Source organism: Mesorhizobium sp. M0698 (assembly GCF_040320455.1).
Classification (GTDB): Bacteria; Pseudomonadota; Alphaproteobacteria; order Rhizobiales; family Rhizobiaceae; genus Mesorhizobium.
Window position 1 is genome coordinate 238,690 of record NZ_JAMYPQ010000001.1, and the last position, 22,855, is coordinate 261,544.

The 22,855-nt window shown below is 62.1% G+C and carries 22 protein-coding genes and 1 other RNA gene; 14 read left to right on the plus strand and 9 right to left on the minus strand.

Features of this window, described 5'->3' with window-relative positions:
* The first annotated feature begins 40 nt into the window (after positions 1-40).
* The 4 genes from NKI16_RS01255 (at position 41) to NKI16_RS01270 (ending at position 3,711) form a co-directional block, all read left to right on the plus strand.
* Complete coding sequence (locus tag NKI16_RS01255; RefSeq protein WP_023676796.1) at positions 41-1,063, plus strand: ArsR/SmtB family transcription factor; 1,023 nt, start codon at positions 41-43, stop codon at positions 1,061-1,063.
* Positions 1,063-1,980 carry a methylenetetrahydrofolate reductase [NAD(P)H] gene (gene metF / locus NKI16_RS01260; protein WP_023676795.1) on the plus strand — a complete coding sequence of 306 codons (918 nt, stop codon included), beginning with the start codon at positions 1,063-1,065 and terminating at the stop codon, positions 1,978-1,980. The genes NKI16_RS01255 and metF overlap by 1 nt, the downstream gene beginning before the upstream one ends.
* 603 nt (positions 1,981-2,583) lie before the next feature.
* Positions 2,584-3,021, plus strand: a complete 438-nt coding sequence (locus tag NKI16_RS01265) for an MbcA/ParS/Xre antitoxin family protein (RefSeq protein WP_023676794.1) — start codon at positions 2,584-2,586, stop codon at positions 3,019-3,021.
* A complete protein-coding gene (locus NKI16_RS01270) occupies positions 3,022-3,711 on the plus strand; it encodes an RES family NAD+ phosphorylase (RefSeq protein WP_352589415.1) in 690 nt (229 codons plus the stop codon). It abuts the gene before it with no gap.
* Positions 3,712-3,822: 111 nt separating this feature from the next.
* Here the strand turns inward: NKI16_RS01270 and NKI16_RS01275 are convergent, their stop codons facing one another.
* Positions 3,823-4,740 (minus strand): DMT family transporter, encoded by a 918-nt coding sequence (locus tag NKI16_RS01275; protein WP_023676792.1) that lies wholly within the window; start codon positions 4,738-4,740, stop codon positions 3,823-3,825.
* 226 nt (positions 4,741-4,966) lie between these two features.
* Here NKI16_RS01275 and NKI16_RS01280 point away from each other — a divergent pair, with 226 nt between their 5' ends.
* Positions 4,967-6,187, plus strand: a complete 1,221-nt coding sequence (locus tag NKI16_RS01280; protein ID WP_023676791.1) for an alanine racemase — start codon at positions 4,967-4,969, stop codon at positions 6,185-6,187.
* Positions 6,188-6,327: 140 nt separating this feature from the next.
* Here NKI16_RS01280 and NKI16_RS01285 read toward each other — a convergent pair whose 3' ends face one another.
* Positions 6,328-7,059, minus strand: coding sequence for an SDR family oxidoreductase (locus NKI16_RS01285; RefSeq protein ID WP_023676790.1), 732 nt, complete (start codon positions 7,057-7,059; stop codon positions 6,328-6,330).
* Positions 7,060-7,182: 123 nt separating this feature from the next.
* Here NKI16_RS01285 and NKI16_RS01290 point away from each other — a divergent pair, with 123 nt between their 5' ends.
* Positions 7,183-8,076 (plus strand): LysR family transcriptional regulator, encoded by an 894-nt coding sequence (locus tag NKI16_RS01290; protein WP_023676789.1) that lies wholly within the window; start codon positions 7,183-7,185, stop codon positions 8,074-8,076.
* A 108-nt stretch (positions 8,077-8,184) separates the two neighbouring features.
* On the opposite strand, the gene NKI16_RS01295 is transcribed toward NKI16_RS01290, so the two are convergent.
* Entirely contained in the window at positions 8,185-9,357 is a 1,173-nt protein-coding gene (locus tag NKI16_RS01295) for a lytic murein transglycosylase (protein WP_023676788.1), read from the minus strand.
* 80 nt (positions 9,358-9,437) lie between these two features.
* Positions 9,438-10,235 carry a glycoside hydrolase family 25 protein gene (locus tag NKI16_RS01300; protein WP_023676787.1) on the minus strand — a complete coding sequence of 266 codons (798 nt, stop codon included), beginning with the start codon at positions 10,233-10,235 and terminating at the stop codon, positions 9,438-9,440.
* Positions 10,236-10,641: 406 nt separating this feature from the next.
* Here NKI16_RS01300 and NKI16_RS01305 point away from each other — a divergent pair, with 406 nt between their 5' ends.
* The gene (locus tag NKI16_RS01305) at positions 10,642-12,021 is read left to right on the plus strand and encodes a serine hydrolase domain-containing protein (protein WP_023676786.1); all 1,380 of its coding nucleotides are present in this window, start codon (positions 10,642-10,644) and stop codon (positions 12,019-12,021) included.
* Between the two features lie 24 nt (positions 12,022-12,045).
* Here the strand turns inward: NKI16_RS01305 and NKI16_RS01310 are convergent, their stop codons facing one another.
* The 5 genes from NKI16_RS01310 to NKI16_RS01330 form a co-directional block, all read right to left on the minus strand.
* Positions 12,046-12,354: a HigA family addiction module antitoxin gene (locus NKI16_RS01310; protein WP_023676785.1), complete on the minus strand. Its 309-nt coding sequence runs from the start codon at positions 12,352-12,354 to the stop codon at positions 12,046-12,048.
* A 12-nt stretch (positions 12,355-12,366) separates the two neighbouring features.
* Positions 12,367-12,663, minus strand: a complete 297-nt coding sequence (locus tag NKI16_RS01315) for a type II toxin-antitoxin system RelE/ParE family toxin (RefSeq protein WP_352456184.1) — start codon at positions 12,661-12,663, stop codon at positions 12,367-12,369.
* Between the two features lie 135 nt (positions 12,664-12,798).
* The gene (locus NKI16_RS01320) at positions 12,799-13,464 is read right to left on the minus strand and encodes a class I SAM-dependent methyltransferase (protein WP_352625430.1); all 666 of its coding nucleotides are present in this window, start codon (positions 13,462-13,464) and stop codon (positions 12,799-12,801) included.
* Positions 13,461-14,708 carry a BtaA family protein gene (locus NKI16_RS01325; RefSeq protein ID WP_352625428.1) on the minus strand — a complete coding sequence of 416 codons (1,248 nt, stop codon included), beginning with the start codon at positions 14,706-14,708 and terminating at the stop codon, positions 13,461-13,463. Before NKI16_RS01325 ends, NKI16_RS01320 begins: the two co-directional genes overlap by 4 nt.
* Before the next feature lie 82 nt (positions 14,709-14,790).
* Entirely contained in the window at positions 14,791-18,666 is a 3,876-nt protein-coding gene (locus NKI16_RS01330; RefSeq protein WP_352782015.1) for a hydantoinase B/oxoprolinase family protein, read from the minus strand.
* A 182-nt stretch (positions 18,667-18,848) separates the two neighbouring features.
* Between NKI16_RS01330 and NKI16_RS01335 the strand changes: the two genes are divergently transcribed.
* The 7 genes from NKI16_RS01335 to NKI16_RS01365 all read left to right on the plus strand — a co-directional run bounded on the left by NKI16_RS01335 (position 18,849) and on the right by NKI16_RS01365 (position 22,851).
* Positions 18,849-19,055, plus strand: coding sequence for a hypothetical protein (locus NKI16_RS01335; protein WP_023676780.1), 207 nt, complete (start codon positions 18,849-18,851; stop codon positions 19,053-19,055).
* Positions 19,056-19,252: 197 nt separating this feature from the next.
* Complete coding sequence (locus NKI16_RS01340; protein ID WP_352622670.1) at positions 19,253-19,972, plus strand: TerB family tellurite resistance protein; 720 nt, start codon at positions 19,253-19,255, stop codon at positions 19,970-19,972.
* Complete coding sequence (locus NKI16_RS01345) at positions 19,969-20,736, plus strand: N-acetylmuramoyl-L-alanine amidase (protein WP_352622672.1); 768 nt, start codon at positions 19,969-19,971, stop codon at positions 20,734-20,736. Before NKI16_RS01340 ends, NKI16_RS01345 begins: the two co-directional genes overlap by 4 nt.
* Before the next feature lie 185 nt (positions 20,737-20,921).
* Positions 20,922-21,665, plus strand: a complete 744-nt coding sequence (locus tag NKI16_RS01350; RefSeq protein WP_352782014.1) for a lytic transglycosylase domain-containing protein — start codon at positions 20,922-20,924, stop codon at positions 21,663-21,665.
* Between the two features lie 59 nt (positions 21,666-21,724).
* An RNA gene (gene rnpB, locus NKI16_RS01355) (RNase P RNA component class A) lies at positions 21,725-22,123 on the plus strand.
* A gap of 151 nt (positions 22,124-22,274) precedes the next feature.
* Complete coding sequence (locus NKI16_RS01360; protein ID WP_352622674.1) at positions 22,275-22,559, plus strand: type II toxin-antitoxin system ParD family antitoxin; 285 nt, start codon at positions 22,275-22,277, stop codon at positions 22,557-22,559.
* A complete protein-coding gene (locus NKI16_RS01365; protein ID WP_352622676.1) occupies positions 22,549-22,851 on the plus strand; it encodes a type II toxin-antitoxin system RelE/ParE family toxin in 303 nt (100 codons plus the stop codon). The genes NKI16_RS01360 and NKI16_RS01365 overlap by 11 nt, the downstream gene beginning before the upstream one ends.
* Positions 22,852-22,855 lie beyond the last annotated feature (4 nt).

The following is a 22,855-nucleotide window of genomic DNA, read 5'->3' on the forward strand; positions in this document are numbered from 1 at the left end:
CATAAACATATGTTTATATCTTTTCAAAGAGAATGCTCGCATGCATGTCGCTCTCGACACGATGGTAGATACATTGAAGGCGGCGGCGGAATCCAGCCGGCTGCGCATATTGGCGCTGCTGTCGCGCGGCGATCTGACCGTTTCAGATCTCACCGAAATCCTCGGCCAGTCGCAGCCGCGCGTCTCGCGCCATTTGAAATTGCTGCTGGAGGCAGGGCTGATCGGCCGCTACCAGGAGGGCTCGTGGGCGTTCTTCCGGTTATCGGATTCCGACGCGTCGCGCGATTTCGTGCTCAGGCTGGTCTCCGGCATCCGCGGCGCCGATCCGCAGGTCGAGCGTGATCTCGAACGGCTGGCCGCAGTCAAGCGCAAGCGGCAGGACCGGGCTGCCGAATATTTCTCGGTAAACGCCGCAAGCTGGGACCATATCCGCTCGCTGCATGTGCCGGATCGCGCGGTCGAAGCAGCTCTCATCAAGCTTGTCGGCAAGCGGCCGTTCCAGTCGATGCTCGATCTCGGCACCGGCACCGGACGGCTGCTCGAGATCTTTTCGCCGCTCTATCGGCGCGGTGTCGGCATCGACATGTCGCGCGAGATGCTGACGGTGGCGCGCGCCAATCTCGACAAGGCCGGCGTTTCGAATGCGCAAGTGCGCCAGGGCGATATTTTTGCGCCACCGGTCGAACGCGACGCCTTTGATCTCGTTACCATCCATCAGGTGCTGCATTATCTCGACGATCCCGCCCGCGCCATCCGCGAGGCGGCGCGTCTGTTGCGCCCGGCCGGCCGGCTGGTGATCGTCGATTTCGCGCCGCACGCGCTGGAGTTCTTGCGCGAGGAGCACGCGCATATGCGTCTCGGCTTTTCCGACCGGCAAATTGGCGACTGGTTTTCCGAGGCCGGCCTCGACCTTGAGGACAGCCAGGAATTCGAGCCGCGCGGCGGCAACGAGGCCAAGCTCACCGTCAAACTCTGGCTCGGCCGCGATCGGCGCATGCTGATTGCCGAGCCTTCCAACGACAGACAACCGGCCAATGCGTATCCGATAGGGGAAACCGCCTGATGAACCAGTTCCGCTTCTCCCGCCGCCCCGACATCGGCGACAAGGTCAGGGTTTCGTTCGAGTTCTTTCCGCCGAAAAACGATGAGATGGAAGCAAGGCTGTGGGACACGGTCACCCGGCTTGAGCCGCTCAAGCCGAAATTCGTCTCGGTCACCTATGGCGCCGGTGGTTCGACCCGCGAGCGGACGGCCCGCACCGTCAAGCGCATCCTCAATGAAACGACGTTGACGCCGGCGGCGCACATGACCTGTGTCGATGCGGCGCGTCACGAGGTCGATGCGGTGATCCGGGAGTTCGCCGATATGGGCGTCAAGCGTTTCGTCGCCCTGCGCGGCGATCCGGCCGAGGGCGTCGGCGCGGCCTACCGGCCGCATCCGGAAGGCTATGCCAATGGCGCCGAACTGGTTGATGCGCTGAAGGGCGCCGGCGATTTCGACATATCGGTCTCGGCCTATCCGGAAAAGCATCCGGAGAGTCCGGATTTCGCCACCGACTTCGACATGCTGAAGCGCAAGGCCGACAACGGCGCGACGCGGGCGATCACCCAGTTCTTCTTCGACAACGATCTCTATGAGCGCTATGTCGAGCGGGCACGGCGGGCCGGCATCTACATACCGATCGTGCCGGGCATATTGCCGGTGCACAATTTCACCCAGGTCGCCAACTTCTCGGCGCGGTGCGGCGCATTGGTGCCGGCATGGCTGGCCGAGCGCTTCGATGGGCTGCAGAACGATCCGCAAACGCATGCGCTGGTGGCATCTGCCGTGGCCGCCGAGCAGGTGCTGGACCTTGTCGAGCGCGGCGTCGGCGATTTCCACTTCTACACGATGAACCGGGCCGATCTGGTCTTCGCCATCTGCCACATGATCGGCATCAGGTCGCACGAAGTCGAGGCGGCGGGATCCGCCGCGGCGTAAGGCGGCAAGCTCCTTTTTGAAATGTCAAAGATCGGGGGAATGCAAAAGGCCGGGCAAAACGCCCGGCCTTTCAAATGGTTTGGACTATTCGGTGCTGGTCTTCCCCCGCTCAGCGGCTTTATGGAAGGACGCCCATAATGAGGGCGCCGATGAATGCAAACGCAGCACAAATCATCAATGCGTTGATCGGCCTCGTCAGTCCCATGTCATAGCCTCCTCTTAAAGAGCTATGGCGAGAGTCTAGGGTCATTTGTGCCACAGGCAAGCAGAAACTTTGCTGCAATGCGACGAGATTGTGGAATTTGCGACCTGCCGTTTGCCGTTAGGCATTGAAACTCTTTGTCAAAAGCCGGCTCGGGACCTGTGAATAATTTGTGGCAAAGCCGTGGCAGCACGAGAATGGCAGCGCTACCGCGGCAGAAATCGGAATCGATTTTCGGAACGACTGAAGATTCGACGCGTCCTTTGCGCATCCAACCGGATGCTGCACGCTATACGCACTCTATACGAATGCGGCGGGCAATCGGCAGCGTTGTGAGATAGCCAGGACTTGAATTTTCTGCCAATTGGCAGTATATTGACTGCCAAGTGATGGAGGTCGGAATGAGTGTCGCTTATGCGGTTCGCGATCCTGCAAATCAGGCTTTGCCGGCAAATCTGGCGGATGCCTCGGCACGGGCGCGGCTCACGCCAGCGGCTGTTGCCGGCATCGTCAGGCTCGCAGACATCTGGCATCTGACCAGCACCGAGATCTGTACCTTGATCGGCGACGTGTCGGAGAGAACCTGGTTCCGCATGAAGAAAGGCGAGTGGGAGGGCGTTCTCTCCCAGGATTCGCTGACACGCATCAGCGCCCTGATCGGCATCTTCAAGGGACTGCGGCTTCTGTTCTCCGAAGCGCTTGCCGATGAATGGGTGCGGTTGCCGAACAAAGGGCCTCTTTATGGTGGCCGGCGCCCCCTGGACGTTATGATCGAGGGCGGCATTCCGAAGCTGCTGCAGGTTCGCCAACATATCGACGCTTTGCGCGGTGGACTTTGAATGCAGATCCCGCCGCGCGCTGACATTTCCCAGCGCGACACGATCCGGCTGATTTCGACAGGCAGGCTCAAGGAACCGGTCCTGATGCCATTGGCCAGGAATCATGGAGATTTGGAGGACCTTGCGGAGCTCGAAGGAGCCACCAGCGGCCGCCTTCAGGCGCAGCAAGGGGGATTGCCCGACCTCGATCCGCGCGAACTGGTTTTCGGGAGACCGGGCTACACCTTCATCAATGCGGCGTTCGCTTACACCCGTCCGGGCGGCAATCGTTTCAACGATGATGCCAGGGGCGTCTGGTACTGTGGGTTCGATGCGGAAACCGCGCTCGGCGAGGTCTCGTTTCATCTGACGCGCGAGCTTGCCGCGATCGAACGGTTCGAAAACGTCACCGACTACGCGGAGCTCGTTGCCGACTTCATAGGCTCGTTTCACGATCTGCGCGGTGCTGAGTTCAGCAAGGACCCGGTGCTCGATCCGGATACTGTCTTAGCCTATCCTGCCGGTCAGGCGCTGGCGAAGCAACTCCGCAAGCAAGACGCCGCGACCGGTCTTGTGTATCCTTCCGTGAGACATGTCGGCGGGACCTGCCTTGCCGCCTTCCTTCCCGATCTCGTTCAGAATCTCCGGCAAGGCGGTATCTGGCGTCTGGAATGGCAGGGTTCATCTGTTCCCGCGATCACGCCCATATAGCGCCATCTCTAAAGCGCGTCGCGTTCGACCGGCCTCGTGCGACGCGCTTTAGGTTCTTGTTCTATGCATGTCGTTATCGCAAAACCGCTGCACACCTTTGCGCGACATGCATTAGCGCCGCCCGAACAGGCGACCATCGATGGTGACGAGGCCGAGCGCGATCAGCGCCATGCCGCCCAATTCGAACAGTTCGAGCCGCTCGCCCAGGAACAGGAAACCGAGCAGAATGGCACTGGCCGGCACGATGAGCGTGACCAGCGAGGCGTTGGTGGCGCCGGTCGAGGCGACGAGATTGAAATAGAGGATGTAGGCGAAGGCCGTCGACAGCAGCGCCAGTGCCAGCACCGCCGCCCAGACCGGCGGCGAGGCCGAAAACAGATTGGCGGCATCATAGGTGAACAGAACGACCGGGATCATGATGATGGTCGAGCAGGTCAATTGTCCGGCGGCAATGACCGGTGACGGCACACCCTTGAAGCGGCGGGCGATCATCAGCGCAACCGCATAGGATAGCGACGCTCCGATGAGCGCGAATTTCGCCCAGACCGGACCGCCGAGCCCGGCGACGAGGCCGGGGCCGATCATCACCGCCGTTCCCGCGATACCGAGGGCGATACCGGCAAGCTTGTTCCACGACAGCTTTTCGTCCCTGGTCAGGGCGTTGGCGAGGATCAGCGTCCAGAACGGCGTCGTCGAATTGAGCACCGAGGCGACACCGGCGCCAAGCTCGGTCTGGCCGGCAAAGATCAGCGAGAAAGGGATGACATTGTTGGCGAGCGCCAGCAGGAAGAACAGGCCGGCATGCGGCAAGGCGAGGCGAAACGACGGGCCGCGGACCGCAAGATAGAGCTGCAACGCGATCGCCGCTATGGTGACGCGGAACAGCACCAGCACCAGCGGCGGAAGTTCCGCTACCGCAATACGGGCAAAGAAGAACGAGCCGCCCCAGATGGCGCCGAGCAGCAGAAGCTGCGCCCAGTCCTTGAGCACCATCGGACCGCGCATCGTGGTGGTGGCAGCTATCGCCATTGGTCGTCCTCCCAGACGAGATGCCTTGCTCTTCAGGCGTCTGTTCACGCCATACCCGATCCGGCCGCAAGGGCCACCCGAAACCTGAGCGATGGCCTAGCTCGCTCATAACTCGGCGTGCAGCACCGGCGTAGCGCCGCGAAGCCAGGGCGGCGAGACATAGAATTGTTTTCATTAGCCGCTAGCTTGGATTAATTGTGCGCAGCCTCAGTCAAGGGATTCGTCCATGCAGCGATTCGAAAATGCCCGCGAGGCAGCGCTGGCGCTTCGCCCGGACGATCCGATCTATTGCTTCCGCCCGCAGGTGCTGAAGGCGGACGCCAAACAGTTCATGGGCATGTTTCCCGGCAAGACCGCCTATGCGGTCAAGACCAATGGCGAGCGGATCGTGCTCAACGCGCTGGTCGAGGCCGGCGTCAGTGCCTTCGATGTGGCCTCGCCCGGCGAATTCGCCGCCGTGCGCGCCGTCTCGCCGGGCGCCGAGATGCTCTACATGCACCCGGTGAAGGCGCAGTCGGACATCAGGCTGGCGCTGGAAAAATACGCCATTCGCGTCATTTCGCTCGACCATGAGGACGAGATCACCAAGCTGACCAGGGTGGTGCGGGCTCTCGACATCGATCCGGGCGCCATCACCGTGTTCGTGCGCATCCAGACGAAAGGCTCGGCGGCCTACGAACTGTCGAAGAAGTTCGGCGCCGGACCGGCCAATGCGGTCGAACTGGCCGAACGGCTGAACCGGACGGGCTACAAGGTCGGGCTGTGCTTTCACGTCGGCAGCCAGATAGAGGATCCCGACACCTATGAGCGGGCGCTGGCCTCCGCCGACTGGGTGCGCAACCGCGTCGGTTTCGACATTGCCGGGCTCGATGTCGGCGGCGGCTTTCCGGCCGAATACGGTCATGATCCGAACAGCCGCAAGCCGGAAATGCCGTCGCTCGGCCAGATCATGTCGCGGTTGTCGGGCGACCTCCAGGAGTACCAGTTCGACCAGATGCCGCTGGTGGCCGAGCCCGGCCGGGTGATCGTGGCGCGCTGCCTGTCGCTGATCGTGCGCGTGCTGCTGCGCAAGGGCAAAAGGCTCTACATCAATGACGGCATCTGGGCGTCGCTGTCGGATTCATGGACCGGCAAGATCACGCTGCCGGCGCGCTTCATCCCCGATCCGGCGATCCGCTCGCGCAATGGCGAGGACAAGACCATCGTGCCGTTCAAGGTCTGCGGCGCGACCTGCGATTCCGTCGATATATTGTCGCGGCCGTTCTGGCTGCCCGAAACCGTCGATACCGGCGATTGGATCGAGATCGGCCATATCGGCGCCTATTCGCTGTCGCTCCGAACACGGTTCAACGGCTTCTATCCCGACACTTTCGTCGAGGTGGCGACGCCATTCGACGAAGGCGATGCGCCGCAGGGGTTTGCCAGCCTGGAGACGATGGCGGATTAGTTAATGGTGGAATAGTGAATAGTGAATAGTGAATAGAAGTAGTTCTTGCGTTCCGTCCCGCTCCCGTGAATCGTCACCATTCACCATTCACCATTCACCATTCACCATTCACCATTCACCATTCACCATTCACCATTCAGTCAGGCCACGCCGCCGCCGGCCTGGATATTCTCGCCGGTAAGCCAGCGAGCCTCGTCCGAGGCCAGGAAAACCGCGACATCGGCGACGTCGCGCGGTGCTCCGATCCGGCCGAAGGGCGACATGCCGGCGGCCACGGCGCGGTCCCGTTCGGGAAGCAGGTCGGTGTCGGTGAAGCCTGGTGAAAGCGCATTCACGGTAACGGAGCGCGGGCCGAGTTCGCGCGAGAGGACGCGGACGAACTGCTCGACGGCTCCCTTGCTGCCGAGATAGAGCGCCGTCTGCGTGAAGAACATCCTGGTTCCGCCGGTGGAGACGGCAATGATGCGGCCACCGTCGCGAACGCGGCGCGCCGCTTCCTGAAGCGTGAAGAAGGTGCCCTTGGCATTGGCGCCGAACACATTATCGAAGTCCGCTTCGGTGGCCTCGACGAGCGGCTTTATGACAGCGACGCCGACATTGGCGACGACGGTGTCAATCGGCCCCATCTGTCTTTCGGTTTCGTCGAACAGCCTGCGAATGTCGGGAATGCTGGAGACGTCCGCCTGGATGGCGACGGCTTTTCCGCCAATCCCTTCAATGGCGGCAACCACTTCCCTGGCTGCTTTCTCGTTGCCCACATAGTTGACGACCACGGCAGCACCCTTGGCCGCGAGCCCCTCGGCGATGGCGCGCCCGATGCCGCGCGAGCTGCCGGTCACAAGTGCGGTTTTGCCTTCGAGTGGACGATGCATGGCTGTTCCTTCCGTCTGATTACGGCCGCCTCGATCGAGCGGCGTTCCAGGGAAACCTATGGGCATGCTATTGCTCAGAGAATAGCCTATTATCTTACTGACTTGTTAAGCCTGGGGTACATAATGCGCGGAACCGAGTTTTCCGAACTCACGGCATTTGCAGCAATCATCGAAGAGGGCAGCTTCGTCCGCGCCGCGGCCAAGCTCAGGATTTCGCCTCCAGCACTCAGCCAGACGATACGCGGACTGGAAGAGCGTCTCGGTGTCCGCCTGCTCAACCGCACCACGCGCAGCATGTCGCCGACGGCTGAGGGCGAGAAGCTGTTTGCCCGCATCGCACCGGCGTTCAGCGAACTGGAAGGGGCCGTCGCCGACGCGCATGCATCACGCGGCCGGCCGGCAGGCTCGCTGCGCATCAATGTTCCGCGCATTGCCGCCACGCGTTTCATCGCGCCGATCCTCGGCGATTTCCGCCGCGCCTATCCCGATATCGCCCTCACAATCATTGTCGACGACATGCTCACCGACATCGTCGAGGGCCGCTTCGATGCCGGAATCAGATTGGGTGAGCGGCTGCACAAGGACATGGTGGCGGTGAAACTCAGCGAGGAACTCGAGATGGCCGCAGTGGCGGCGCCGAGCTATCTGGAGCATCACCCGATACCGCGTCACCCCGCGGACCTGCATCAGCACCAGTGCATCAATTTCCAGTGGCCGAGCGGCGGCAACATCTACCGGTGGGAGTTCGCCCGAGGCCAACGTGCTTTGGAAGTGGCCGTCAGCGGCGGCCTGACGATCAACGATACGGAACTGATGATCGGGGCGGTTCTGGATGGGGTCGGCGTGGCGTACATGCTGGAATATCAGGTCCGGCCATGGATCGAAGCGGGAAAGCTCATCCGCTTTCTCGACGCCTGGTCGCCGAGATTTCCGGGTTTTCATCTATATCACGCGAGTTCCCGCCAGGTTCCGGCGCCGTTGCGAGCGTTCATCGATTTCCTGCTTGCCAGGCGGTGATGTGAATAGTGAATAGTGAATAGTGAATAGTGAATAGTGAATAGTGGTAGCTCTGGTGCTCAATGCGGCTCCGGTGCTATTCTTTTTACCATTCACCATTCACCACCCTCACAGCCTGTCCAGCAGCTCCGGAGTCGGCCAGCCGTCGACCGGCAGGCCCAGCCGCTTCTGCTCGCTGCGGATCGCTTCGCGGGTGTTGGTGCCCAGTATGCCGTCGACGGTGCCGACGTCATAGCCTTTCGCCTCGAGCTTGGTCTGCAGCGCCTTCATCTGGTCGCCGTTGAGGCCGGGTTCGGGGTTGCGCGGATCGAATCGCGGCGCGCCCCCCAGCCGGGCGGCAAGATTTGCCGCGGTCAGGGCATAGGTGAAGGACTGGTTCCACTCGAGATAGACGTCGAAATTGTCGTAGGTCAGGAAGGCTGGCCCCTTGCGACCCATGGGCAGCGCCAGGCCGGCCTTCAGGCCGTTGTCGAGAAGCGGCGTACCGTCGGGCCTGGTAACGCCCCACTGCGCCCACTGCGTCAACGGCAGCTTGTTGGTGCGTCCCGTCTGCTCCCACGGCAAATCGTCGGGCACACGGACTTCCTCGATCCAGGGCTGGTCGCGCTTCCAGCCGCGCGACTGGATCTTGCTGGCCGTGCTCATGATCACGTCCGGCGCGCTGCCGCGCAGGTCGACCAAGCCATCGCCGTCGCCGTCGACGCCGTGGCCGAGATAGTCGGAAGGCAACATCTGCGTCTGGCCGATCTCGCCGGCCCAGGCACCGGTCACGTCGGCCGGCACCACGCCGCGATCGATCAACATCAGCAGCGGCACGATCTGCGGCCGGAACAACTGCGGACGGCGGCAGTCATGCGAGAGGCTCACCAGCGCGTTCAGCGTATGAAAATCGCCCTGCACGGCGCCAAAATCGGTCTCCAGGGCCCAGAAAGCGGCGATGACCGGCGCCTGCACGCCGTATTCGCGATCGGCGCGGACAAAGACCTCGGCATATTTTTGCAGATTGGCCGCACCTTGCTTCAGCCGATGGGACGAGATCATACGGTTCGAGAATTCGATGAAGGTCTGGGTGAAGACGCCCTGGGCACGGTCGCGTGCCAGCGCCTTTTCATCGAGGGTGGCGTTTTCCAGCGCAGAAAGGCCGGCAGCGCCGACGCCGGCCGCCCTGGCTTCCGCCGCCACGCCCTGCTTCCATGCCTCGAAATCGCCGCCGCATTGCTGTGCCGCGGCCGGCACGGCGCTCAGGAGCAGCGCCGCGAGAAATCCAAAGCGCGATCGCATCGCCATCCTTCCGAGAAGATTACCAGCGGTTGCGGGCATCCGTCATTGGCTGTGTCGAAAAGCAGGCGGCAGGCCTGGTGTCAACGGGTGTTCTGCCGCAACCACTTCTTCCACGCGGCTTCGGAGCCATTGAAGACGCTGATGTCGGCGTTTCCGGTCATGCCCGGCACGACGCCCGTTCCGGTATACTGCCAGAAGGTGAAGGGATGGCTGCCGTATTTCTGGCGCGGGTGGCCGGCGACGGAGCGCAGCCAGTAGGGGTAATTGCGGAAGCCCGATAAACCGTTATCTTCGAAGAAATCGACAGACGTGTAGATGATTGGCTTCTTGCCGTAGTATTTTTCGACGATTTCGAGGAACGTGCTCATCTCGCTGCGTACCGTGGCGGGATCGGGCCGCAGCTTGCAGGTCGGCGATTTCGGGTTCCATTCCATGTCGAGAACCGGCGGCATCGCCGAACCGTCTTTGGGCACGTTCTGGATGAACCAGCGCGCCTGGGTAGCGGCCGGCGTGCAAAAGTAGAAAAAATGATAGGCGGCACGGGGGATGCCCGAGGCCCTGGTGCGGCTCCAATGCTCGTTGAAAGCTTCATCGAAACGGTCTCCGCCTTCGGTTGCCTTGATAAAGGCGAAGGAGATGCCGCTGGCCCTGGCCGCCGGCCAGTTGATCGATGTCTGGTATTTGGAGACGTCGGTGCCGTGGACGGCGTAGCTCCACGGTGCGCCGCTGTCCCATTCATGCGGGTCGGAATCGGCAAAACGCGGCGCGCGTACCGCAACCATCGAGGCGCTGGACGACGACAGCGATGGCGTCAGATCCTCGACCGTCGAGCAGGCGCCAAGCAGCATCAGCGTGATGAGGACCGCGAAACGGCGCATCGCTACTTCCCGAGCCGGTTTCAGCCGGCCGCTGATGGGTCTTTCCGCGGGTGGCCCCTCGACCGGGCGCGGCGCGTTTGAAACCGACTTACGCGACGCGCCTGGATCTTCGTTTCATGCATTCCCAAACCGTTACGCAGTTTGGGACGCACGCATTCAAGCCCCGCCGGACGGTCACCCCACAGGATCGCCCGGTCTGTCCTAAGCGCGTCGCTTCGACGCGCTTAGCTCTTTTGTCTATGCATGTCGTTGTCCCAAAACCGCTGCGCACTTCTGGGCGACATGCACCTGTGATCGCCGATCATGGTTGATATTCGGTTGACGGCGCTCGACAAGAGCCGCGATTTTGCCGAAACAATGGCGGCAAATCGATGACATAGATCGAGCGCGCCCGGGGGAACTCAAAATGCAGATCCTTTTGAAGTTCGTCAAATGGCTGCTCGGCTTGGCTGTGCTGGCCGCCGCGGTACTCGCCGGCTGGCTGTATTTCGCGCCGCCGGAACTGATCCGCGTCGGTTCCGGCTATGCCGCCAAGATCGTCTGTTCGAACGTCTTCATCGCCGGGCGAGACGCCGACGATGTGCTTGCCGTCGATGTGCAGGCGCCGGGTCATCCGCTGCTGAAGCTGATGAGAGTGTCGGTGGACAAGGAGAAGGGAACGGTTTCGGCGGGCCTGTTCGGCGTGCTCGGCAAGAGTGTCGCGGTCGCCCGCGACGGGCTCGGCTGCGCTTCGGTTCCCGACGGCGATATTGCCGCCGCCAAGGCTATCGCGGGAGCCGCGCCAGCGGCGGCGCCGCTGCCCGATGCGATCTGGCCGGAGGGCGACAAGGTCGGCGCCTCGCAGGATCCCGAGGTCACGGCAATTCTCGACGATCCGGCGTTGACCGGTGCCGGCATGCGGGCGGTGGTGGTGGTCAAGAACGGCCGCATCGTCGCTGAGCGTTATGGCGACGGCTTTTCCGAAAAGACGCCGCTATTGGGCTGGTCAATGACCAAGACGGTGAATGCGGCGATCGTCGGCACGCTGGTGAAGGAGGGCAAGCTGGCGATGACCAACCAGGGTCTGTTCGGTCCCTGGAAGGGAGATGGCCGCGCCGTGATCAGCCTCGCCGACATGATGGCGATGTCGAGCGGGCTGGAATTCAACGAGGATTATGGCGACGTCGCCGACGTAACGCGCATGCTCTATCTCGAACCGGACATGGCGGGCTTTGCCGGATCCAAGCCGCTGACCGGCGAGATCGGCAAGGTGTTTTCCTATTCGAGCGGCACGGCGGTGATGCTGTCCAGGCTGTGGCAGGACGCAATCGGCGACAAGGACAAGGCACTGGCCTGGCCGAGGACCGCGCTGTTCGATCCGCTCGGCATGCAGAGCGCTGTGCTTGAGGCCGACGAGCACGGCACCTTCGTCGGCTCGTCCTATCTCTATGCCACGGCATGCGACTGGGCGCGCTTCGGCCAGTTCCTGCTGCAGGGCGGCGTCTGGAACGGCCAGGAGATCCTGCCCGCCGGCTTCGTCGACTGGATGCGGGAACCGGCAACTGCCTCGAAAGTCTACGGCAAGGGGCAATTATGGATAGAAGGACCGGGCGACGAAGAAAACCCCGGCGCCGGCACTGCCGCCGGCCTGCCCAAGGACACCTATTGGATGGAGGGGCATGATGGGCAAACGGTTGCCATCATCCCCTCGGAGCAGCTGGTTGTGGTGCGGCTCGGGCTGACGCCGGCCAGGCTCGGCTATCGGCCGCAGGCGATGGTGGCGGCGCTGATCAAGGCGCTGCACTGAGGAATGCGGCGGTCGCAGTCTTGTCTATGCGACTGTCGCCAAAGGTTTGGCGCGATCAACACGCGCCCGCTCGTCGGGTGAGTTCATAACCGTCCAAAGATCATTACGGCGCTGGACGTTCAACCAGAAATCCGGGCTGTTGCCAAACACCCGCGCCAGAATGAGCGCGGTAGCCGCCGTCACGTTGCGGCGGCCGTTGCACAATTCGTTCACATGCTTGCGCTGGACGCTCATAGCTTCGGCCAAAGCCGCCTGTGTCAGGCCGAGTGGTTGCATGAATTCTTCCGTAAGAATTTCGCCAACCGTTGCTGGCTTGCGTGCGGTCATCAACATGTCTCACCTCACTTATATATAACTGTGGTCGTCGAGATAGATGTCCGACGCCTCGCCCCGGCCCCCGTCCCAGCGGAAGACCAGCCGCCATTGTTTGTTGACACGGATCGAATGGAAGCCTTCGAGATTGCCGCGCAACTTCTCGAAATGGTTGCTGGGCGGCACACGCAAATCCTGATCGATCGCCGCGTCGTCAATCATCTGGAGCTTGCGGAACAAGCGGCTTTCGAGATCGGACGGAATATTGCGGGAGTGGGTGTCGTCCACGAAGAAAGCCCGCAGCCATCCATCTCTAAAGCCGATGATCATCCCATGCTTCCGGCGAGGAGATAATGTACCACTCCTTGGGTCATATGGCAATGTGTGATTTAGCCAATTAACTGATTTCAGCCACGGCCCTCATTTAGGATTGGAGCCCCAAAACCTTCCACGGCAAAATTGATATTAGATGGCGATCTTGCTCACGGCGAGCCAGCTGTAGCCGCGATAAAGTGTTTTGAATCGAACGCTTGCGCCAACTCTTGCAGATTCCGAATCCAGAATCGCGCGCAACGATTGACGCGGCTCGACGTGGAATTTTTTCAGCCAGCCGCGCAACAGCTTGCGGAACCAGCTGGGCAAGGCTTCCTGCTGGCCAAAATCGACGACATGCAGCGAGCCACCCGGTGACAGAGCAGCAAGAGCCGCGGATACCGTCTTTTCCCAGCCGGGGATCATCGACAGCGAATATGAGACAAAGACGCGGTCGAAACTTTCGACGCCGAACAGCGCTTTCGCGTCGAAATTCGTGGCATCGCCGCGCACCAGCGTGACGCGGCCGGAGAGGCCTTCGCGCGCGAGGGCGGCAGTGGCCGTCTCCAGCATCTCGGCCGAAATATCGAGGCCGAAGAAGCGCGCGCCGGGATAGCGGCGGGCGGCGAGGATGATGTTGCGGCCGGTGCCGCAGCCGAGCTCGAGCACGGTGCCGCCGGCCGGCACATCCAGTCCGGCGATAAGCCGGTCGCGGCCGAGCAGATAGTATTTGCGGGTCAGGTCGTAGATATGACGCTGCCAGCGGTAGACGCCGTCCATCAGTTCGGCATGGCTGGCCGGCAAGTCGGTCGTGCTCATGCGGACCGCTTCACATAGAGATGGAAGCCGCCATAGATGGCCGAGCGGTCGCGCGCCGAAAACTCGCGCGAGGCGTCGTTCTCGTAGCGCCACTGATCGAGCAGCGAATTCGAGACGCGGCCGGGCAGCAGGCTGGGTTCCGCTGCGGTGCGGAAGATGACGCGGGCGCCGGTGGAGGCGGTTCGGGTGATCTCGGCCCACAACTCGTTGAGCTGGTCGTCGGTCATCCAGTCCTGTGCATCGAGCAGCACGAAGCGATCCACCGAGCCGGCATCCTTGCGGGCAAGGAACTCGATCAGATTGGCGTGGTGGATGGCAACGCGATCGACATTGTTGCGGATCGTCTTGTAGTTGCGCTTTTCGAGATAGGCGGGCAGGGCGGCCTCGCCCGGATCAGGGTAGCGGCGGGCGAAAGCCTGCCAGGCGAAATAATTGGTCTTCAGCGGAAAATCGCAGGCGAGCTTTTCCAGTCGTGCCTTCAGCACGCTGGCCATGGTGCCGTCACCCGAGGTGATCAGCGAATCGTACTGGGCCGGCGGAATGCCGAGGCCGAACAGCGAAGCCTTTCGCGAGGTCGCCCATTTCAGCAGCGGTTTTTCGAAGACCGGCGCCAGCTCTTCGTCGAAGAAGCGGCGCTGATCGGCGATGCTCTTAGCGTCCATGATTCCGGCCGGGTCGACGCCGAAGAATTTTGCGGTGCGATGGCCCATCGCAATGAACAGGCCAAGCAGGCCGGTCTGGTAGAAATTGCGGTCGAAGACGGCGATGCGGCGACGGCCGCGCCAGTTGCGGCGCTCCCAATAATGGCGGCTGACCGGGTCGAGATGCGGTGCGATGAAGCGATCGTAGGCCTGTGAATTGTGCCCGGTCTCAGCCGCGCCGAAGAAACGGAACAGGTCGCCCTGCGACGGCAGGTGACGGACGGCTTCGAGCTTCATGCGGTTCAGCGCGATATGGGCAGCGTTGAGGTCGACGGCATCGATCCTTTCCGGCGAGCGGGTGAGATAGGCAAGGATGTTACAGCCGCCGGAGGCAATGGTGACGATGCGGTGGCCCGTCCCGAGCTGCATCGCGTCCATGTCGATTTCGGGGTCTTCCCAGATCTGCGGATAGACGAGGCCGGAGAACAGGAAGGCGAACAGGCGCTCGGAGATGCCGGCTTTCGACAGCGGGCGGTTCTGGTAGACGGCCTTGCCGACTTCCTTGCCGCGGCGAAAAACCAGGTCCCCAGAAATGTCCGTCATGGCAAGGCGATTCCCCGTTTGCTTTGCCGCAAGCGGGTAGCGCAGGGTGATGACAGGCCAGTGACAGCCTGTTGACGCGAGTTCAGGCCTTGCCAAATCCACCTGGGGTCGGCGTCGTCACGATGACCGCCTCGCCAGCGTCGAGGATGGTCTGATCGCAGGCTTTCAGCGTCTCGATCGCGCCGGTCTTGCGGCGGACCTTGGTCGAACCGGCCTCGCCATCGCCGCCTCCGTCCAGTCCCCGCGGCGGGCGGTTGCGATGCGAGGACAGGATCGCGCATTCCATTTTTTCGAGGAAGCGGATGGTGCGCCCGGTGCCGTCGCCGGCATTCCATTTGCCTTCGCCGCCGGAGCCTTCGCGGATATGAAAATCCTCGAGCAATACCGGGAAACGCAGTTCCAGCACTTCCGGATCGGTCAGGCGCGAATTGGTCATATGGGTGTGGACGCCGGAGGTGCCGGCAAAACCGCGGCCGTCGTTCATCCGGCCAGCCGGCGAGCCCGAGCAGATCGTCTCGTAATACTGGTATTGCTTGTTGCCGAAGGTGAGATTGTTCATCGTGCCTTGCGCATTGGCCATCGCGCCCATGGCGCCGAACAGCGCGTTGGTGACGTGCTGAGAGGTCTCGACGTTACCGGCGACGACTGCCGCGGGATAGGCGGGCTTCAGCATCGAGCCGTCGGGAATGACGATGTTGATCGGCCGCAGACATCCGGCATTCATCGGGATGTTGTCTTCGACCATGACGCGGAAGGCATAAAGCACAGCGGCTCGGGCGACTGGCTCTGGCGCATTGAAATTGTTCTTCATCACCGGCGACGTTCCGGTGAAGTCGACGGTCGCTTCGCGCTTCCGCCGGTCGACCGATATCTTCACCTTGATCATTTGGCCGGTGTCGGTCGGATATTCGTATTCGGAACTGTCGGGCAGCCGCTCCAGAACGCGGCGCACGCTTTCGGCGGCATTGTCCTGGACATGGCCCATATAGGCTTCGACCACATCGAGGCCGAAATGCGCGACCATCTTGCGCAGCTCGGCGACGCCCTTTTCGTTCGCGGCGATCTGCGCCTTGAGGTCGGAGATGTTCTGGTGCGGATTGCGCGCCGGGTAGGGGTGGTTGGTGAGTAGCGTCTCCAGGTCCTTCTCGCGGAACCGGCCGCGATCGACGATGCGGAAATTATCGAACAGCACGCCTTCCTCGTCGACGGTTGTGGCAAGCGGCGTCATCGAGCCGGGCGCGGTGCCGCCGATGTCGGCATGATGGCCACGCGAGGCGACGTAGAAGAGGATCTCCTCCCCCCTCGAGGGGGAGGTGGCGGCGAAGCCGCCGGAGGGGGTCGTTGCGGCAGTGCTCGACGCACTTGTGGTGCCTTCTGCGAGGACCCCACCCGGCCGCTTCGCGGCCACCCTCCCCTCAAGGGGGAGGGAAAACACCGGCGTCACCACTGTGATATCAGGCAGATGGGTGCCGCCATTGTAAGGTGCGTTCAGCGCAAAGACGTCGCCGGGGTGAATGTCGCCGGAATTGAGCCGGATGATGGTCTCCACCGAGCGGTCCATCGAGCCGAGATGCACCGGCATATGCGGTGCGTTGGCGACCAGCGCGCCATTCCGGTCGAAGACGGCGCAGGAGAAATCGAGCCGCTCCTTGATGTTGACGGAATAGGCAGTGTTTTGCAGCGTTACGCCCATCTGTTCGGCGATCGACATGAACAGGTTGTTGAAGACCTCCAGCATCACCGGATCGGCTTCGGTGCCGAGTGCGGCCTGTCGGCGCTTCTTCTCGACGCGCCGCATCAATACGTGGTCCTTGGCGGTGATCTCGGCCTGCCAGCCCGGCTCGACGATAATGGTCTGGTTCGGCTCGATGATCAAAGCAGGGCCGGCGATCTTGTTACCAGGCTTCAGCGTTTCGCGAGGGAAGATGCCGGCGTCGCGCCAGACGCCGTCGACAAAGATTTTCCGGTTCCCGGAAGGACTTGCGGCCATGTCTTCAACAACTGAATCGCTTTCGTCGCGGCCGGTGCCGCCGGTATCGGTACCCTCGACGCCGACCGATTCGACGATCATCGGCTTGTCGTCGTAGACGAAACCGAACTGCGCCTTGTGCGCCAGTTCGAAGTCCGCCTTGGCCTGCGCAATCGAGCCGTGCCCGAAGTTCACAGGCAGCGCGGTATCGGTGCCGTCGTAGCGGATCTGCAGCACCGGTCTCGAGGCGACCGCGTCTTCGCTGATGCCTTGCGCGGCGAGTTCGTCGATGACGGCTTTGCGCAGCGTTGCGATGAGTTCATCGATCGCTGGCCCGGAATTGTCCGCCAGCGGCTTCAGCAGCGCCTGCTGGCGTGACGCAAATACAGAGGATAGGCCGATGCCGTATGCCGAGAGCAGGCCTGAGAAGGGATGGATCAGCACCGCCTCCATGCCGAGCGCATCGGCGACCAGGCAAGCGTGCTGGCCGCCGGCGCCGCCGAAGCAGTTCAGGAGGTATTCGGTGACATCGTAGCCGCGCTGCACCGAAATCTTCTTGATGGCGTTGGCCATGTTTTCGACGGCGATGGTGATGAACCCTTCGGCGACGGTTTCCGGCGAGCGGCCGTCGCCGATCTCGGCGGCAAGTGCGGTGAATTTTTCGCGAACCGTCTGGACGTCGAGCGGTTCGTCCTGGCCCGGTCCAAAAATAGCCGGGAAGAACTCGGGCTGCAGCTTGCCCAGCATGACATTGGCGTCAGTGACGGCCAACGGGCCGCCGCGCCTATAGGCGGCCGGGCCGGGATTGGCGCCGGCCGAATCCGGCCCGGCGCGAAAGCGGCCGGCCTCGTAATGGAGGATCGAGCCGCCGCCTGCAGCAACGGTGTGGATGCGCATCATCGGCGCGCGGATGCGCACGCCGGCGACCTCGGTGTCGAAGGCGCGCTCGTAGTCACCATCGTAATGGGCGACATCGGTGGAGGTGCCGCCCATGTCGAAGCCTATGACTTTGCCGAAACCGGCGAGTTTTGCCGTCTCGACCATGCCGACGACACCGCCGGCCGGGCCGGACAACAGCGCATCCTTGCCCTGGAACATGTCGGCGGCGGTGAGGCCGCCCGACGACATCATGAACATGAGGCGAGGGCTTTCCCTCCCCCTTGAGGGGAGGGTGGCGGCGAAGCCGCCGGGTGGGGTCGGCTCGACTGGGTTCGACACTCTGGCGGTGCCTTCTGAGATGACCCCCTCTGGCTGCTGCGCAGCCATCTCCCCCACAAGGGGGGAGATTGGCGCGGCACCCAGTTCCGCCGCAACCCTTTGCACATACCTAGCCAGGATCGGCGACAGATAGGCGTCGACCACCGTGGTGTCGCCACGGCCGACCAGCTTGATCAGCGGCGAGACCTCGTGACTGACCGAGACCTGCGAGAATCCGAGCTTTCGACAGACTTTGGCGACCGCCTTTTCGTGCTCGGGATGTTTCCAGGCATGCATGAAGACGATCGCGACCGCATCGATGCCGTCCGCCTTGGCTTGCTCAATAGCCGGGCGTACGGAAGCAATGTCGAGCAGGCGCTCGACACTGCCGTCGGCGCGAACCCTTTCGTCGATCTCGACGACACGCTCATAGAGCTGTTCGGGAAGGATGATCTGCTTGGCAAAGATATCGGGCCTGGCCTGATAGGCAATCCTCAGCGCATCGCGGAAGCCTTTGGTGATGAGCAGCAGCACACGGTCGCCCTTGCGCTCGAGAAGGGCATTGGTGGCAACCGTGGTGCCCATCTTGACATCGCCGATCAGAGCGGAGGGGATTGGAGCGCCGGGTTGGACGCCGAGCAAATCACGAATGCCCTGGATGGCAGCATCGGCATAGGCTTCGGGATTCTCGGACAGCAGCTTGCGCGGGTGCAGCGCGCCTTCCGGGTCACGGCCGATGACATCGGTGAAGGTGCCGCCACGGTCGATCCAGAAATCCCATTTTGCAGTCACTGCGGCGGCTCCCTGGATTTTTCCCTGTTCGATCTGTTAGCTCGCGAGGCCCTGACCGGCAATCGTCAAGTGATTGGAATATGTTACAGGCAGAAATGCAACGTTACGAAACTCATGCGCAGCTTACGCATTGTGTCCTCGACCGCCGCCGGTAACGGAGGCGTGATTAGAGGAGAGATATCATGAAGAAACTCATTCTTGCGTCGGTGTCGGCGCTTGCGTTGCTTGGCCTTGCCGCCTGCAGCAACAGCGGCACCGACAACACCACGACGCAGAGCACCAACCCGCCGGCATCCGACCAGACGATGAAGCCGGCTGCTCCTGACGCCAACAAGCCTGCCGAGCCGGCTCCGGCTCCGGCGCCTGCGCCGGCTGCTCCGGCTCAGTAGTCAATGTGACAACCAAGGAAAGGCTGGCCTCACAGGCCGGCCTTTCTGCTGCTTACGATACCAGCGCCTGGCGGCCGAGTGCGACGACGTGAGCGCTGGCGCCAGCCGCCTCAGGCATTGCGCCAAATCGATTGGGCCAGCCCCTGCGGCACTGTCTTGGCTTGATAGCGATGGGTGGTTGGCCCTATGAAGCCCCCATGTCGATTTGGGACCGCCTTGGCGACTTCGTCACACGCGTTTCATCTTCAGCGTCGTCAGGCGTCGCCGAAGTGGTCGAGGCCGTGCGCACGGTTTTCTCCGGCGATGCCGATCTGCGCCGGCGCGTCGCCTTCTCGGTGGCGATGATCGCCCTGTCGGCCAAGATGGCCAAGGCAGACGGCATCGTCACGCAAGACGAGGTGCGCGCCTTCCAGGAAATATTCGAGGTGCCGAAGGAACAGAGGCGCAATGTGGCGCGGCTCTACGATTTGGCCAAACGCGACATTGCCGGTTTCGAAACCTATGCCGTGCGGATGGCGCAGCTTTGCGGTTCGGGCCATTCGAACTGCCTGATGCTCGAGGACATACTCGACGGGCTGTTCCACATCGCCAAGGCCGACGGGATGGTGCATGAGCGCGAGGGCGAATTCCTGCATCGCATCGCCGAGATATTCCGCATCGATGAGGCGCATTACCAGAGCATCCTGGCCCGGCATGTCGATCTGGGTGCCGCCGATCCCTATGTTGTTCTCGGCATCGAGCGCGGGAAGCCGTTCGAGGAGGTCCGCAGGCGCTACCGCAAGCTGGTCTCCGACAATCATCCGGACCGGCTGATCGCACGCGGCCTGCCGCAGGAATTCATCAAGATCGCGACGACCAGGCTGGCGGCGATCAACGCGGCCTATGAAATGATCGAGCGGGGCCTGCGGCACGCATGAGCGGCTTTCCGCCCGATGAGCCGAGCGCCGAGGTCAGGGTATCGCCGAATTTCGGACCACGGCGCGGGACGCTCGGACCCGATATGATCGTGCTGCACTACACCGGCATGGCTACCGGCGCCGGTGCCGAGGCATGGTTGTGCGATCCGGCAAGCGAGGTCTCGTCGCACTACCTGGTCCATGAGGACGGCCGAATTGTTCAGATGGTAAGGGAAAGCGACCGCGCCTGGCATGCCGGCAAGAGCTCGTGGTTCGGACAGAGCGACATCAACTCCTGTTCGATCGGCATCGAGATCGTCAATCCGGGGCATACGCTCGGCTATCGCAACTTTCCAAAACCGCAGATCGACGCGGTGATCGGCCTGTGCGCTGGGATCATCGAGCGCCATTCCATTCCGGCGCAGCGGGTGCTTGCCCATTCCGACGTGGCACCGGGGCGAAAGGTCGATCCAGGCGAGAAATTTCCATGGAAGGCCTTGTTTGCTGCCGGTATCGGCCATGTTGTGCCGGCAGCACCGATCCGGCGCGGCGCCGTGCTGAAGCCAGGCGATACCGGCGCCGAGGTAGAGGCGCTGCAGTCGATGCTGGCGCTCTATGGTTATGGCGTCGAGATCACCGGCACTTTCGACCGGCAGACCGAAATCGTGGTCGAGGCATTTCAGCGGCATTTCCGGCTGCGCCTGGTCGATGGCATGGCTGACGGATCGACGATCCGCACGCTGGAAAGGCTGCTCGCTTACGCAAGGATAGCCTCTCTCAAATAATCTTTTGCCAGCTTAAAAGTTACAATCTGTTACTCAAAGTGACTTGCGTCGCCTTCTTTGGCGCCAATTCCGTCGTCAAAGGCGATCCGTACAGATTGTCGGACGTCTATCCCCCCACATGTTCCGATGTTGATTGAGGGTATCTGCGCGAAGTTCTTTGTGCAGATCAAACAGAACAGGATCACATGCAGAAATTGACCGTTTTAACGGCAGCCATTGCTGCCGGCGTAATGACTTTTGCCTTCAGTGCGGCGAACAGCGCACCGCTGAGCCAGCGGGCCGATCAGGGCTTCAGTGCCGCAGCCGGCAAAACCGCCATGCCGAAGGGTGGTGCAAAAGTAGAGAAGACCGCCACCGCAAAAGTGGAAAAAGCGGCCGCGGTAGGGACGAAAAAGCCAGTCTCCGCGAAAAGGCCAACTGCTGCGAGAAAGACAATCGCCAAACAGCATGTGAAGCGTAACCGCAAACGCATCGACCGCATGGCAACGGCGTCAGTCGCTCCGAAGAGCAGGCCAGCGCCTCAGGCGGTGGTTGTCGGCGGCAGCGGACAGTATTCGGCGATCATTGCGCGTTATGCCGCCAGCTATGGCGTCCCGGTGTCGCTCGCCAACGCCGTCATCAAGATCGAAAGCAACTACCAACCGAACCAGGTCGGCAGCGCCGGCGAGATCGGCCTGATGCAGATCAAGCCGGCGACGGCAAGGATGATGGGCTATAGCGGTTCGGTTCAGGGTCTCTACGATCCCGATACCAACATCAAATACGGCATGAAGTACCTTGCCATGGCGCGGGATCTCGGCGGCGGCACGACCTGCGGCACGATCCTGAAATACAATGCCGGCCACGCCGCCACACGGATGAACCCGGTGTCCGCAGCCTATTGCGGCAAGGTCAAGGTGCAGCTGGCAGCACTTGGAGCGCCCGCCTGACAAGCGACAACTTGCTTTTTCGTTTGCGTTTTCGGGCCTGAACCCCTTTATACGCCTTGCCAGCTGGCCGGGCGGCCGCACCCGCGAAGCCGAAAGGCTGCGGGTGAGGAAAGTCCGGGCTCCATGGAGACACGGTGCCGGTTAATGGCCGGCGGGGGCGACCCCAGGGAAAGTGCCACAGAAAGCAAACCGCCACGATCCAATCGTGGCAAGGGTGAAAGGGTGGGGTAAGAGCCCACCGCGCGACTGGCAACAGGAGCGGCACGGTAAACCCCACCGGGAGCAAGACCGAATAGGGGCGGTGCGAGGGGAAACCCTCGAGGGCTGTTTCCGGCTCACCGTCCGGGTAGGTTGCGTGAGGCGCATGGCAACATGCGCCCAAGATGAATGGCCGCCACGTTCTCGCCCCGTAAGGGGCGAGGGCCATACAGAACCCGGCTTACAGGCCAGCTGGCAGTTTTCCCTATAAAGGAAATCTCCTGATATCAGCAGGTTGCGTCTTCGGGCGCAGCAGTTGATTCAGTTTTCGACCCGCAATCGAGCGCGACATTCCTTGAAAATGGTGCGATTAAATCGTACCATTTGGATGACGGTATTCAGGAGCGCGTCATGGGACAGGTCGATAAACGCAGCATCACGCTGTCGCCGGAACTGGCCGCGGCAGTCGACGACGTGGTCGCCGCCGGCGAATATGCCTCGGCGAGCGAGGTGATCCGCGACGCGCTGAGGCAATGGAAGGACCGGCGCGACCTGCTCGGCTACACGGTCGAGGAATTGCGCAAGCTGGTGCAGGAGGGGATCGACGGCGGACCGGGGCTGGACGGGCCGCCAATCATGGAACGGCTGCGCGCCAAATATCTAAAAATGGCCGGAACCAAAGGCCTTGAGGAGTGAAATACCGCCTGCTTCCTCAGGCATTGATCGCGACCTCGAAGCCATCGGCGACTACATTGCCGAACAGAATCCAAATGCGGCGGTTCGGCTCGTGGATCTCTTGCAAAGGCGGTGGGATTTGCTGACCCTGCACCCCTTCTCAGGTGCGCCGCGCGAAGACATCGCAACCGGAATCCGTCACCTGATCGTCGGCGAATACCTCACCTTGTATCGTGTCCGCGAAGAGGCGATCGAAATCATTCGCGTGCTGCACGGCCGGCGCAAGATTGATGCCGACGATCTGAATTCGTGATTGC

What these genes read in the sequence shown, in the direction of transcription:
- NKI16_RS01255 (WP_023676796.1), top strand. Translation starts at nt 41, where the DNA reads ATGCATGTCGCTCTCGACACGATGGTAGATACATTGAAGGCGGCGGCG.
- metF (WP_023676795.1), top strand. Translation starts at nt 1,063, where the DNA reads ATGAACCAGTTCCGCTTCTCCCGCCGCCCCGACATCGGCGACAAGGTC.
- NKI16_RS01265 (WP_023676794.1), top strand. Translation starts at nt 2,584, where the DNA reads ATGAGTGTCGCTTATGCGGTTCGCGATCCTGCAAATCAGGCTTTGCCG.
- NKI16_RS01270 (WP_352589415.1), top strand. Translation starts at nt 3,022, where the DNA reads ATGCAGATCCCGCCGCGCGCTGACATTTCCCAGCGCGACACGATCCGG.
- NKI16_RS01275 (WP_023676792.1), bottom strand. Translation starts at nt 4,740, where the DNA reads ATGGCGATAGCTGCCACCACCACGATGCGCGGTCCGATGGTGCTCAAG.
- NKI16_RS01280 (WP_023676791.1), top strand. Translation starts at nt 4,967, where the DNA reads ATGCAGCGATTCGAAAATGCCCGCGAGGCAGCGCTGGCGCTTCGCCCG.
- NKI16_RS01285 (WP_023676790.1), bottom strand. Translation starts at nt 7,059, where the DNA reads ATGCATCGTCCACTCGAAGGCAAAACCGCACTTGTGACCGGCAGCTCG.
- NKI16_RS01290 (WP_023676789.1), top strand. Translation starts at nt 7,183, where the DNA reads ATGCGCGGAACCGAGTTTTCCGAACTCACGGCATTTGCAGCAATCATC.
- NKI16_RS01295 (WP_023676788.1), bottom strand. Translation starts at nt 9,357, where the DNA reads ATGCGATCGCGCTTTGGATTTCTCGCGGCGCTGCTCCTGAGCGCCGTG.
- NKI16_RS01300 (WP_023676787.1), bottom strand. Translation starts at nt 10,235, where the DNA reads ATGCGCCGTTTCGCGGTCCTCATCACGCTGATGCTGCTTGGCGCCTGC.
- NKI16_RS01305 (WP_023676786.1), top strand. Translation starts at nt 10,642, where the DNA reads ATGCAGATCCTTTTGAAGTTCGTCAAATGGCTGCTCGGCTTGGCTGTG.
- NKI16_RS01310 (WP_023676785.1), bottom strand. Translation starts at nt 12,354, where the DNA reads ATGTTGATGACCGCACGCAAGCCAGCAACGGTTGGCGAAATTCTTACG.
- NKI16_RS01315 (WP_352456184.1), bottom strand. Translation starts at nt 12,663, where the DNA reads ATGATCATCGGCTTTAGAGATGGATGGCTGCGGGCTTTCTTCGTGGAC.
- NKI16_RS01320 (WP_352625430.1), bottom strand. Translation starts at nt 13,464, where the DNA reads ATGAGCACGACCGACTTGCCGGCCAGCCATGCCGAACTGATGGACGGC.
- NKI16_RS01325 (WP_352625428.1), bottom strand. Translation starts at nt 14,708, where the DNA reads ATGACGGACATTTCTGGGGACCTGGTTTTTCGCCGCGGCAAGGAAGTC.
- NKI16_RS01335 (WP_023676780.1), top strand. Translation starts at nt 18,849, where the DNA reads ATGAAGAAACTCATTCTTGCGTCGGTGTCGGCGCTTGCGTTGCTTGGC.
- NKI16_RS01340 (WP_352622670.1), top strand. Translation starts at nt 19,253, where the DNA reads ATGTCGATTTGGGACCGCCTTGGCGACTTCGTCACACGCGTTTCATCT.
- NKI16_RS01345 (WP_352622672.1), top strand. Translation starts at nt 19,969, where the DNA reads ATGAGCGGCTTTCCGCCCGATGAGCCGAGCGCCGAGGTCAGGGTATCG.
- NKI16_RS01350 (WP_352782014.1), top strand. Translation starts at nt 20,922, where the DNA reads ATGCAGAAATTGACCGTTTTAACGGCAGCCATTGCTGCCGGCGTAATG.
- NKI16_RS01360 (WP_352622674.1), top strand. Translation starts at nt 22,275, where the DNA reads ATGGGACAGGTCGATAAACGCAGCATCACGCTGTCGCCGGAACTGGCC.